This window comes from Sphingorhabdus sp., from assembly GCF_040079335.1.
Lineage (GTDB): Bacteria > Pseudomonadota > Alphaproteobacteria > Sphingomonadales > Sphingomonadaceae > Sphingorhabdus_B.
This window is the reverse complement of sequence record NZ_JBEBKL010000001.1, coordinates 16,206-27,759: the sequence shown is the minus strand read 5'-3', so window position 1 is coordinate 27,759 and position 11,554 is coordinate 16,206. Positions and strand designations below refer to the sequence as shown.

The following is an 11,554-nucleotide window of genomic DNA, read 5'->3' as shown; positions in this document are numbered from 1 at the left end:
CAAATATGGGCGGAACGAAAGGAGTCCGGCACAAGATATGGAGTCTTGCGATTCCAGCAGGACTCAACCCCTAGTGGTGTTGCCTGAAAGACTCACCACCAAAGTTTTTACATTCAGTTACAGTGATTCGAGCTGCGCGACCGGCGCAAAACTCCGGCGATGGAGCGGTGTCGGCCCCAACCGGCGCAGCGCTTCGAGATGTCCGGCAGAGCCATAGCCCTTGTTCGACGCCCAACCATAGCCGGGATGCATCGCGTCATAACTGCGCATCAACCGGTCGCGATGTTCCTTGGCAATGATGCTGGCAGCCGAGATGCAGGGGTGGATCGCATCGCCGCCAATCACTGCTTGCGCGGCAAAGCGCCATTTGGGCAGGCGATTGCCATCGACGAGCACTTGTACCGGCTCAATAGCTAGTGCATCGACCGCGCGCGTCATCGCCAGCATCGTCGCCTGCAATATGTTGATGCTGTCGATTTCCACGACATCGGCGACGCCAATAGCCCAGCGACAGCTCGCCTTGATCTGCGCCTCCAGTTGCTCGCGCCTTCTGGCACTCAGCTTCTTGCTGTCATCGAGACCTTCTATGCCACCATCGCAAAGGACTACGGCGGCAGCGACTACCGGACCAGCCAAAGGCCCCCTGCCCGCTTCGTCGACACCGACAATCATATACTCCCCTCCCGCTTGCGGGAGGGGCTGGGGGAGGGCCAGTCAGGAAGGCACCCATTTTCATGCCCTCCCCTAACCCCTCCCGCAAGCGGGAGGGGGACTAAATACGCCAAGCAGGATAGCGGCGGTTTTCACCCGCGCTATACAGGCAGACGATATTACCTGACGGATCGAGCAACCGTGCCTCGCGCCAGCCCCAGCTTTCATCCTGTGGCATTTGTTCGAAAGCAAAACCCTCGCTCAGCAATTCATTGACCCAGGCATCGAGCCGCTTGCTTTCGAAATAGACGACAGTCGACGTTCCGATATCCTCACGGGCGTGGATTGAGAAGGTTACACCATTGGGCACCTCAAACCGGGCATAGCCGTTCGAAGGGCTATCGACGATCTGCTGTAGGCCCAGTGCCTTGTAGAAATCGACCGAGGCCGCATAATTTGTACTTCCGACCGTCACCTGATTGAGCGAAGGTCCTTCGACCATTGCATCCTCGCGGACATATTGATGCCCCATCGGCCCGTGCCCCTGCCCGAGCCCTGGCGCATCGTACAGCGCAAGCCGCACAAATAGGCGCGCGCGTTCGATCGATTGCTCCAGCGTGAAGCCCTGCCCCAATCCAGTCGCGATGGCACTAGCAAGCGTACAGCCGGTACCGTGGGTGTTGCGCGTTTCAATCCGCGCGTCCGCCCAATCCACGCTTTGTCCCTCGGCGAGGTCGAGGCGGTCGACAATGAGATCGCCATCGGCATGTCCGCCCTTGATCAGCAGGGGAATATGCCTTTCGAGCAAGGCCTCACGTCCACCTAATGCCTCCAGTTCCGGTAGATTGGGTGTCGTCAACGTGGCAAGCCGCATCAGCCGTTCGAAAGCGGAAATCGTTTCATCATCGGCAAGGATTGCTCCGCTGCTCGCGACCATCACCGGATCGAATACTATCGGGCAGGTCAGTTCGGACAGGCTGTTAGCCACCGCATGCGCGGTTTCCGCATTGCCAATCATCCCGATCTTGACTGCATCGACGCCTATGTCACTGACTACAGCTGCGATCTGGTCGATCACCATCTGTGTCGGGATAATATGCACCGCATCAACGCCCAGCGTGTTCTGCGCCGTGATCGCCGTCACTGCGGTCATCGCATGTCCGCCTAGCATAGCGACTGTCTTGATGTCGGCCTGGATGCCTGCCCCACCGCCGCTGTCGGAACCAGCTATGATCAGAATGCGTGCAGTGCTCATCCCTTATATTTCCTCTCGGTCGAAGCGGGATATTTCTCCAGCAGCTTTGCAGCGCGCGTCGGGCGGTCGAGCAATTCGCCGCCACAATTGGGGCAGCGCTCGTCCATTGCATCGGCACATTCCGCGCAAAAGGTGCATTCGAACGAGCAGATGAAAGCGCCGCCCGACTGTGCCGGCAAGTCGACACCGCAGCGTTCGCAATCGGGGCGCATTTCGAGCATCAGGCGGCCTCCTCGACAGCTGCACAGATACGGTCAACGACAGCACGCACCTGTTTGGCATCATCGCCTTCGGCCATCACACGGATCAGCGGCTCGGTACCCGACGGGCGAATGACGAGGCGTCCGGATCCCTCCAGTTCCTTTTCGACCTCGGCGATCACCGACTGGACGGTGACATTGTCCAGCGGCTTGCCACCCGAATAGCGCACATTTTTGAGCAGCTGCGGAACCGGATCAAAGAGGTGCAGCAATTCGCTCGCTTTCTTTCCGCTTTCCACCAGTTCGGCGAGGACCTGCAGCGCGGCGATGGTTCCGTCGCCGGTTGTGGCATGGTCGAGAAGGATCATATGCCCCGATTGTTCTCCACCGACATTCATCCCGCGCGCGCGCATTTCTTCCAGCACATAGCGGTCTCCCACCTTGGCGCGGACGAGTTCGAGATTCTGGCTCAGCAGATAGCGTTCAAGCCCCAGATTGGACATCACCGTCGCAACAATTCCGTTCCCGCGCAACAGACCGCTGCGGCGCATCGCTGTGCCCAGCAATGCCATGATCTGGTCGCCATCGACCACACGGCCCTTTTCATCGACGACGATCAGCCGGTCCGCATCGCCATCCAGCGCAATGCCGATATCGGCCCCTGCCGCAACCACTGTTTCCTGCAAAGTCGACGGATGAGTCGAGCCAACACGATCATTGATATTCTTGCCATTGGGGTTGACGCCGATGGCGGTCACCTTCGCGCCCAATTCCCAGATGGCGGCTGGCGCCACCTGATAAGCAGCACCATGTGCGCAATCGAGCACGACATGGAGGCCGTCGAAACGGATATGCTCTGGAAGTGTCGCTTTCACCGCATGAATATAACGCCCGCGCGCATCCTCGACGCGACGGGCGCGGCCGATGTCCATCGATTTGGCGAGCTTGGGCGGCAGGTCCAGCAGCGCCTCAATGGCATGTTCGTCCTGATCCGAAAGCTTGAAGCCATCGGGCCCGAACAATTTGATGCCATTGTCCTCATAAGGGTTGTGGCTCGCCGAAATCATCACGCCGAGATCGGCGCGCATCGAACGGGTGAGCAACGCGACTGCCGGGGTCGGGATAGGGCCGAACTGGACAACATCCATGCCCACGCTGGTAAAGCCTGCGACCAGCGCATTTTCGACCATATAGCCTGAAAGCCGGGTATCCTTACCAATTACGACGCGGTGTTTGTGGTCGCCACGCAGGAAATGCGCGCCCGCTGCCTGGCCGACCTTCATCGCCATTTCGGCGGTCATCGCACCTGCGTTGGTGCGGCCCCTGATACCATCGGTGCCGAAATATTTCCTGCCGCCCAACTGCCAGACTCCTGTTTCTTTTGTTACACCCAGCCTTAGCCAGCACAGCAGTCTCGTCCAAGTCGGAATTTCGATATCCACCGTAAAGTCTTGCCGCTTGTCCCAAGCCAAAAGCAGTGCATAAGAGAAGCATATTCGAATGCGGGAGCGAGCATGAAAAAGGCGTGGATCATTTTGGCGGCACTGGTCGGCGGCTTGCTGCTCGGAATGCTGGTGGGAGATCGCTCACCGCTATTCCACGACATTGCCGATGTGGTTGGCACCATCTGGCTCAACGGCTTACGGATGACAGTCATCCCCTTGGTTGTCGCCCTGCTGATCACCGGGATAGTTCAGACCGCAAATGCCGCCAGCGCAGGGCGCACCGCGATGCGCTCGGTCGTGACGATGATATCGATTCTTGTGCTGGTCACGATCATGGCCGCCATCGTCACGCCGACGCTACTGGCCCTTTTCCCGCTTGATCCCGATGCAGCCCTCGCATTGCGACAGGCCATGGGCGCTGTTGAGCCCGCCGCTGCACCACCGCCGTTCAGCGAATTCCTGAAAGCCGTGGTTCCCACCAATCCGTTCCAGGCGGCGGCAAGCGACGCTCTGCTCCCGCTCATCATTTTCACCATCGCCTTTGCCTTTGCGATCACACGTCTTGAACCAAGCAAGAAGCAGATGCTGGCCGGTTTCTTCGAGGCGATGGCCGAAGCGATGGTCACCGTGATCAGTTGGGTGCTTGCGCTCGCCCCCATCGGCGTTTTCGCGCTGGGTGTGGTGCTAGGGATGACAGCGGGTGCTGCAGCCTTCGGCGCGCTCGTCCATTATGTGCTGGTCGTGACCGCCATTGGCACGATCATCATGCTGTCCGCCTATCCAGTGGCTATGTTCGGCGCGCGGTTTAACCTGTTTGACTTCGCCCGCGCCGCCATTCCTGCGCAGTCTGTCGCAATCTCGACGCAAAGCTCGCTCGCCTCGCTTCCCGCTATGGTGCAGGGTGCCAAGCAGTTGGGCGTCGGCGCGCGCAGCACCGATATCGTTCTGCCCATGGCGGTCGCGATTTTCCGTGCGACCAGCCCTGCAATGAACCTGGCTGTTGCCATCTATGTCGCGCACTGGATGGGTATCGAGCTTGGCCCCGAACAGATCGTTATCGGTGTCGCGGTTGCGTCGATTACAACGCTTGGCTCGGTCAGTCTGCCCGGATCGATCAGCTTTATCGCCGCGATCGCGCCAATCTGCATCGCGATGGGCATTCCCATCGAACCGCTAGCCGTATTGGTTGCTATCGAGACTTTCCCCGATATCATGCGGACATTGGGCAACGTCACCATGGATATCGCCGTCACCGGCACGATCGCCCGTGCTGAGGGCGACCTCGAAAAAGGAGAGGCAAAATGAAATATCGCAAATTGGGCCATGGGTTGAAAGTTTCAGCCATTGGCGTCGGCTGCATGCCGATGATCAAGGGCGGCAATATCCTCTATGGCGAGGCCGCCGATCCCGACGAGGCGATCAAAACGATTCACCGTGCAATTGATCTGGGCATCACCTTTTTCGACACCGCCCAGATTTACGGTCCGTTCCAGAATGAAGAGCTGGTCGGCGAGGCGATCAAGGGCAAGCGTGACGGGTTGGTTATCGCGACCAAATTCGGCTTCCGTTTTGATGGCAAGCAGATTGTCGGCGTCGATGGCTCGCCCGCCAATGCGAAACAATCGGTCGAAGGCTGCTTACAGCGGCTGGGAATCGACTGCATCGACCTGTTCTATCAGCACCGTGTCGACCCCAATGTGCCGATCGAGGAAACCGTCGGCGCGATGGCCGACCTCGTCAAAGAGGGAAAGATCAAGCATATCGGCTTGTCCGAAGCTGGGCCAGCCACCCTGCGCCGCGCCGCCGCCGTCGCCCCGATTAGCGCCTTGCAGAGCGAATATTCGCTGTGGGAGCGCGACATTGAAGAAGGCATTCTGCCCACCTGCCGCGAACTGGGCATCGGATTTGTGCCCTATTCACCGCTCGGCCGCGGTTTCCTGACAGGCTCGATCCGCAGCCTTGACGACCTGCCCGAAAATGACTGGCGCCGAAACGATCCGCGCTATCAAGGGGATAATTTCGCAGCGAACCTCAAGGTCGTCGATATCGTCGGCGAGGTTGCAGCCAAACATGGCGCTTCGAACGCGCAGGTCGCGCTGGCTTGGCTGCTCGCTCAAGGCGACGATATTGTTCCGATCCCGGGCTTTAAGCGTCGCATGACGATGGAAGACAGCGCCAAGGCGGCTGATGTCACATTGGATACCGACGATCTGGCCAAGCTGGAGGCTGCTGCCCCGCGCGGCGGCACCGCAGGCCCGCGCTATGGAGAAGCCGGGATGCGGATGGTTAGGCTATAACCAGCGGTAGATACCCGCACCATAACTGCCAGCCAGATTGTGCGCCCATGTCGCGGCGAACCAGAAAACTACTCCAACCAGTATAGTGCGCGGCTCGATCTTGCCCAATTGCGACAGGCGCGGAAGAAAACTCGTTTGTCGTTCCCATTTGGTCCAGGCGTCGCCCATCGTTGCCTCCTTTTTGCGATCCTGCCCATAGGATCCGGCAAGCGCGAGGAAGACGAGGCTGCCGTTGAACAGGAAACTGTCCATCCGCGGTGCAACCAGCATGTGTGACAGGCCCCAAAGCGCAAAGCCCCACATCATCGGATGCCGGGTGACGCGAAACACGCCAGTTGGAACCTTCGCCGCCAATGTGCGGATGCCGTCGCCATCGGGATCGGGAAGTGCCGGATTGCCGCGGAATGAGCCAGAAAACAGGATAGCTGCAAGCAAGGTCAAAATGCTCGCGACGATCCAGATCATATTGGTCGGTGCCCAATATATCTCACCCGCGGGCGCACGCGAAAATTCCCACATCATCCAGCCAAAGCCGACAAGCGACACTAGCGAATAGAGCCCCAAAAAGCCCTTCTCACCCAATCGCCCGACCAATGGTCTCCGCAGCGGGTGGGACATCAGGAAGTGGCTGCCTACGAAAAAGACGCAAGCCGTCAACAACGGTGCCAAACTATCCATAGGTCCCTCCTCCCGCCGTCAGGCGTCAATGTTCATAGGCTTTGGGCAATGCGCCTTCCTGCGGTGTACGGTAACGGTCACGCAGCCGGTCTTGCCGGTTGCCCAGCGGCTGTTCGATGCCGTCGATATACACCGAAACCGGCGCGCTGGACAGCTCCAGCGGATCGCCATCCCAAACAACGACATCGCCAACGCGGCCAGCCTTCAGGCTACCGAGTTTGTCACCCATTCCCATCGCTTCGGCAGGGCCTGAACTTATCGCCGCAAAGGCTTCATCCCAACTCAAGCCGGTGGCGCGCGGCACTTTCTGCAGGCTGACCAGATTCCCGGCGTATTGCGTGGTGTAGCGGAGCTGGTGCGAATCCCGGTCGTCGATCATCCCGATCGAAACCTTGACGCCCGCATCCTTCATACGACCGATGTTCGACTGGGTTGCCCCCAGTAGTTCGAAGGTCGCAGGCAGATCGTTGAGCGCGGAAGCAATCACCGGAACGCCCGATGCAGATATGCGGTCGGCCACGCGCCAGCCTTCGCTAACGCCGACCAGCACCATCTTGATCGCCGGATAATCGCGTTTGAGCTCAAGCACGCGTAAGATGTCGTTCGCAGCCTCAACGCGCACCAGCAAACGCTGTTCACCGCGCAATACCAATTGCAACACCTTGGCATCTTCCGCCCGCAGCAAACCGTCGTCAAAGGCATCGCGTCCGGTTGTAAAGTCTTGGGCCTCGCGGAACATGGCGCGGAACAGCAGGTGCGCCGAAGAACGGCTGCCTCCCGCCGATGCCGCACCATTTTCGCCGAGTTCAACGAACTGGAACGCGCGGGCCTTGGTCAGTGCATCGCTATCCGCCCCCAGATCCATCACAGCCCCCTGCCCGGCAAAGATGTTACCTGCGGTTTCGGGAGCCACCACGGCACGGGTCACCCCGGCACTGCGGTTGACAGCTATCGGCGAACGGAAGGGATCGATGGCCGGTGCCACCTCAATGGCGGCAGAAAATCCGCTTTTGCCGCCGCTTTTGTCATTGGTGCCATCGACAGCATCAACCTCTGCTAGTCCTAAGCGGCTGAACCCGGCGAACACGCCCGGTGTCACCCATTTGCCGCTGGCATCGACGGTGCGTGCGCCCGCGGGAATGGAGACGCCAGCCCCAGCGGCCACGACAGTCCCGTCGCGAACGACGACCGTGCCGCCCTCAATCGGGGCGCTGCCGTCACCGATCACCAGCTTGCCGCCGGTAATGGCAATGGTTTCTGCCGTAGCAGGAGATGCGAACGTAATGGCCGCAGCGGTGATAAAAAGAAAATGCTTCATTTCACATCTCCTTCACCCGGTTGGCCAAGCTCGAAATCGCTCACCGGACGGCGCTTTGCATCGCTTGCATCAAACAGCAGCGCGCCATCGACCCAAACCTTGTCGGGACGCGAATAGACCGAGAGCGGGTTGCCGTTCCACAGCACGACGTCGGCCATTTTGCCCGGCTTCAGACTGCCGGTCATCTTCTCGATGCCCATTGCCTTGGCAGGGTTATAGGTGAGCCACCGGATCGCCTCGGCATCCGAAATCTGGAAACCCATCCGGCGTCCGTTGGAAAGCGCCTTCGCGGCCTCCTGGTTTAACCGCTGGATCTGGTTTTCATCGTCTGAATGGATAATCACGCATGCGCCCGCATTTTGCAGGATGCCTGCATTTTCCGGAATGGCGTCATAGGCCTCCATCTTGAAGCCCCACCAATCAGCCCAGACGGCCGAGCAAACATCGTTTTCCTTGAGCAGATCGCCAATTTTATAAGCCTCCACCGCATGGTGGAATGTGGAAACTTTATATCCAAATTCCTTCGCCATATCGAGGACGATGGCCATTTCGTCGGCGCGGTAGCAGTGGTTCTGGATCTTGATGTCACCGTCAAGCACGCCAGCGAGCGTTTCCATGCCAAGATCGCGGGTATATTCCTTACCCGAGTCCCGCTTCTTCCTATATTCCTGCGCCTTGATCCATGTCTGGCGGTTCACAGCCAGATTGCCCATACGGGTGGAAGGCATGCGCCCTTTGGCGCCATAAACCCGCTTCGGATTTTCGCCGCACGCCATCTTCATGCCATAAGGCGCACCGGGAAACTTCATCCCTTGTACGGTGCGCGCATAGACATTCTTCAGCACAACCGACCGCCCGCCCATCAGGTTTGCAGAGCCGGGGAGAATTTGCAGCGACGTCACGCCGCCATTGGCCAGCGCGCGGCTGAAACCCGGATCCTGCGGCCAGACGCTATGCTCTGCCCAGACTTCAGGCGTCGTGGGAGACGTAGCTTCATTGCCATCCTCATGCGCGGCAACCGAAGGCGTCGGATAGTCGCCCAGATGCGAGTGGATGTCGATGATCCCGGGCGTCACAAATTTGCCCGCGCCATCGAACACCGCGATGTTCGCCGGTATCGGCGTATCGGGCCCGCCGACTGACTGAATCTTGTCGCCCGCGAAGAACACAACGCCATTGTCGATCCGCCCGCCTTCGCCATCAAAAATGGTGACGTTGCGGATCGCGGTCGCCATCCCCGGATAGGGCTTATAAGTCGACGGGTATGGGTCTTTGTTGATCTTCGCCGGTTTTTCCGCAGGTGCCGCCGCCGAAGCGCTTTTGGGCGCTTCGGTGGTGTTCGAACAGGCAATCAGGGCGAGCGGAGCGGCGAGGATCGACCAGCGGAACCCTTCCCTCATCCTCAAGCAGCCTTTTCCGCTGCGGGTTCTTCATCCTTCAGCGTATCGAGATGCATCCAGCGTTTCACGATGGGCGACAGCAACAAAACGACAACGGCAACGCCGATCGATATCCAGCCGAACAGTTCATAGACGTCGAGCAAACCCTGCTTGGTCATCTGGCCATCATGGCCGCCCGTGGCTTCGCCGATCTTGCCGGCGACGAAATTGCCAACCGCCGTCATATAGAACCAAGCACCCATGATCAGCGAGGCGAGGAACTTCGGCGCAAGCCGGTTCATCGCCGACAGACCAACCGGTGAGAGACAAAGCTCCGCGGTTGTAGCGAGCAGATAATAGGCGAAGACGAGAATGACGGGGGTCATCGCCGCTACGCCAAAGGCTTCTGCACCCCAGACGAGCACCAGATTGGCAAGGCCCATTTGCAACAATGCCAAACCGAACTTGGCGGGCGCTGAAGGCTCGCTTCCACGCTTGCCGAGCCATACCCAAAGACCTGCAAAAATCGGCGCACAAAGCATGATGATGATCGGGTTGATCGACTGGAAGATCGCCGCGGGAACACCGCCACGATCCACAAAGCGGTCGGTAAACAGGTTCATCGAACCGCCTGCCTGCTCAAATAGGCCCCAGAAAAGTGGGTTCAATGAAATCAGGAACAGGATGGCAAACATGCGTTCGCGCGGTTCTTTTTCGAGCTTGAAGCTTTCATACAGCACATAGCCCAGAAGCGACACGCCGGAGACGACCAGCAGGCCTTGAATCACATCCTGATATTGCACCAATGCCCAGATCACCGCGACCGATGCCAGACCAATTCCGTAAAGCGTCCACTCCTTCGATTTTGTAAGCGGCGCGGGCGCTTCACCGGCACCGTTGAGTGCTTTTTTGCCGAGCACAAACACGACCAGGCCGGCAAGCATACCGATACCGGCAAGGCCAAAGCCCCAGCCCCAGCCGATGGTTTCACCCAGATAACCGACAAGTATCGTACCGATGGCAGCACCGACATTAATGCCCATGTAGAACACCGTGTAGGCACCGTCGCGGCGGATATCGGTCAGCTTATACAATTGCCCGACCATCACCGAGATATTGGCTTTCAGGAAGCCCGAGCCGACAATGATGAAAGCCAATGCGGCCCAGAACACGTTGATTGTAGGGTCGCTCTGTCCACCAACGCCCTCAACCGCCATCAGGCTGTGACCGGCAGCAAGCAGGAGCCCGCCGAACAGCACCGCCTTGCGCTGCCCCAGATATCGGTCGGCCAGATAGCCACCAAGAACCGGGGTGATGTAAACCAGACTGGTATAGGCGCCGTAGATCAAATTGGCCTTGCCGTCGCTGAACAACCAATGCTTGGTCAGATAGAAAATCAGCAGCGCACGCATGCCGTAATAGGAGAAACGCTCCCACATTTCGGCGAAAAAGAGCATGTAGAGCCCCTTGGGATGCCCTGCAAATTCCGGTTCTTTCTGGATGACAATTTTCGCGCCTAACGCGAGAAAAATTCCCAAGACGACGACGGTAATTGCTGCAATCCAGTCGCCTTCGGCCCAGAGGCCCATCGGTTTCATTCCGTTCACGCGAAACCCACCTTCCCAATTTTTGTTTGCTTCGCCCCTCCCCGGGGCATTGGCCGGGCAACCTAACGGAAAAATTGCGCCTGTGAAGAATTTTGTTGCGCTTGTTACCGCTTTTCGGCGAACGGAGGCTGGATGCTCAACAACCTCTCTTCGCTGCCCGCCTATCTTGCCTCGCGCCGGTCAGGCAAACCCCGTGATATGGTCGCGCCGGGGCCGGATGCCGCGCAGCTTGATGCGATCTTGCACCTCGCCATGCGCACGCCCGATCATGGCAAGCTTTTTCCATGGCGCTTTGTGAAGATTGAGGATCGCGACGCTTTCGCGGCCATGCTCGAAAAAGCTTTCATCGCAACCAACCCGGACGCGCGTGCTGCGCAGATCGAGGCGGCGATTGCCCCCTCGTTTATGGCGCCTACTTTGATCGTCTTGCTCTTCGCTCCACAACCCAGCCCCAAGATCCCCTTATGGGAACAGCAGATGAGCGTCGGCGCAGTCGGCATGAACCTGCTCCACGCAGCACATGCGCACGGTTATGTCGCCAGTTGGATCACCGGCTGGGCAAGCTATGACCCAGTCGTCCGCAATGCCATTTGCCAAAGCGAGGAGCAGATCGCCGGGCTGTTCTACATCGGCACCGCTGGCCAGCCACTAGAAGAACGCCCGCGACCAGACCCCGCCTATATCGTTCGCTCCTGGCCTTGACGCACAAATTTAATCGCTAGGT

11 protein-coding genes are annotated in these 11,554 nt (G+C 58.9%); 3 read left to right on the top strand and 8 right to left on the bottom strand.

Translation table 11 applies throughout. The features are described from left to right. Positions 1-117 precede the first annotated feature (117 nt). The 4 genes from ABL922_RS00125 to glmM form a co-directional block, all read right to left on the bottom strand. Positions 118-672: a ribonuclease HII gene (locus tag ABL922_RS00125; protein ID WP_349022175.1), complete on the bottom strand. Its 555-nt coding sequence runs from the start codon at positions 670-672 to the stop codon at positions 118-120. A gap of 100 nt (positions 673-772) precedes the next feature. Beyond that, a complete protein-coding gene (thiD, locus tag ABL922_RS00120) occupies positions 773-1,906 on the bottom strand; it encodes a bifunctional hydroxymethylpyrimidine kinase/phosphomethylpyrimidine kinase (RefSeq protein WP_349022174.1) in 1,134 nt (377 codons plus the stop codon). Beyond that, positions 1,903-2,127: a DUF1272 domain-containing protein gene (locus ABL922_RS00115; RefSeq protein WP_349022173.1), complete on the bottom strand. Its 225-nt coding sequence runs from the start codon at positions 2,125-2,127 to the stop codon at positions 1,903-1,905. The genes thiD and ABL922_RS00115 overlap by 4 nt, the downstream gene beginning before the upstream one ends. After that, positions 2,127-3,467 carry a phosphoglucosamine mutase gene (gene glmM, locus ABL922_RS00110; protein WP_349022172.1) on the bottom strand — a complete coding sequence of 447 codons (1,341 nt, stop codon included), beginning with the start codon at positions 3,465-3,467 and terminating at the stop codon, positions 2,127-2,129. Before glmM ends, ABL922_RS00115 begins: the two co-directional genes overlap by 1 nt. A 153-nt stretch (positions 3,468-3,620) precedes the next feature. On the opposite strand from glmM, the gene ABL922_RS00105 reads away from it, so the two are divergent. Further along, entirely contained in the window at positions 3,621-4,856 is a 1,236-nt protein-coding gene (locus ABL922_RS00105) for a cation:dicarboxylase symporter family transporter (protein WP_349022171.1), read from the top strand. After that, positions 4,853-5,848: an aldo/keto reductase gene (locus ABL922_RS00100; protein WP_349022170.1), complete on the top strand. Its 996-nt coding sequence runs from the start codon at positions 4,853-4,855 to the stop codon at positions 5,846-5,848. The genes ABL922_RS00105 and ABL922_RS00100 overlap by 4 nt, the downstream gene beginning before the upstream one ends. On the opposite strand, the gene ABL922_RS00095 is transcribed toward ABL922_RS00100, so the two are convergent. From ABL922_RS00095 to ABL922_RS00080, 4 genes are read right to left on the bottom strand one after another with little or no spacing between them, the layout of a single operon-like run. After that, entirely contained in the window at positions 5,843-6,526 is a 684-nt protein-coding gene (locus ABL922_RS00095; RefSeq protein WP_349022169.1) for an NnrU family protein, read from the bottom strand. The genes ABL922_RS00100 and ABL922_RS00095 overlap by 6 nt on opposite strands. 25 nt (positions 6,527-6,551) lie before the next feature. Further along, entirely contained in the window at positions 6,552-7,844 is a 1,293-nt protein-coding gene (locus tag ABL922_RS00090) for an amidohydrolase family protein (RefSeq protein ID WP_349022168.1), read from the bottom strand. Then, the gene (locus ABL922_RS00085) at positions 7,841-9,244 is read right to left on the bottom strand and encodes an amidohydrolase (protein WP_349022167.1); all 1,404 of its coding nucleotides are present in this window, start codon (positions 9,242-9,244) and stop codon (positions 7,841-7,843) included. Before ABL922_RS00085 ends, ABL922_RS00090 begins: the two co-directional genes overlap by 4 nt. 2 nt (positions 9,245-9,246) lie before the next feature. Continuing rightward, positions 9,247-10,821, bottom strand: coding sequence for a peptide MFS transporter (locus ABL922_RS00080; RefSeq protein WP_349022287.1), 1,575 nt, complete (start codon positions 10,819-10,821; stop codon positions 9,247-9,249). Between the two features lie 141 nt (positions 10,822-10,962). Here ABL922_RS00080 and ABL922_RS00075 point away from each other — a divergent pair, with 141 nt between their 5' ends. Then, complete coding sequence (locus ABL922_RS00075) at positions 10,963-11,532, top strand: nitroreductase (RefSeq protein WP_349022166.1); 570 nt, start codon at positions 10,963-10,965, stop codon at positions 11,530-11,532. Positions 11,533-11,554: the final 22 nt, after the last annotated feature.

Bases quoted from the DNA above. Each gene is read 5' to 3' on its own strand.
- ABL922_RS00075 (WP_349022166.1), top strand. From the start codon at position 10,963: ATGCTCAACAACCTCTCTTCGCTGCCCGCCTATCTTGCCTCGCGCCGG.
- ABL922_RS00115 (WP_349022173.1), bottom strand. From the start codon at position 2,127: ATGCTCGAAATGCGCCCCGATTGCGAACGCTGCGGTGTCGACTTGCCG.
- ABL922_RS00105 (WP_349022171.1), top strand. From the start codon at position 3,621: ATGAAAAAGGCGTGGATCATTTTGGCGGCACTGGTCGGCGGCTTGCTG.
- thiD (WP_349022174.1), bottom strand. From the start codon at position 1,906: ATGAGCACTGCACGCATTCTGATCATAGCTGGTTCCGACAGCGGCGGT.
- ABL922_RS00085 (WP_349022167.1), bottom strand. From the start codon at position 9,244: ATGAGGGAAGGGTTCCGCTGGTCGATCCTCGCCGCTCCGCTCGCCCTG.
- ABL922_RS00125 (WP_349022175.1), bottom strand. From the start codon at position 672: ATGATTGTCGGTGTCGACGAAGCGGGCAGGGGGCCTTTGGCTGGTCCG.
- ABL922_RS00095 (WP_349022169.1), bottom strand. From the start codon at position 6,526: ATGGATAGTTTGGCACCGTTGTTGACGGCTTGCGTCTTTTTCGTAGGC.
- ABL922_RS00090 (WP_349022168.1), bottom strand. From the start codon at position 7,844: ATGAAGCATTTTCTTTTTATCACCGCTGCGGCCATTACGTTCGCATCT.
- ABL922_RS00100 (WP_349022170.1), top strand. From the start codon at position 4,853: ATGAAATATCGCAAATTGGGCCATGGGTTGAAAGTTTCAGCCATTGGC.
- ABL922_RS00080 (WP_349022287.1), bottom strand. From the start codon at position 10,821: ATGAAACCGATGGGCCTCTGGGCCGAAGGCGACTGGATTGCAGCAATT.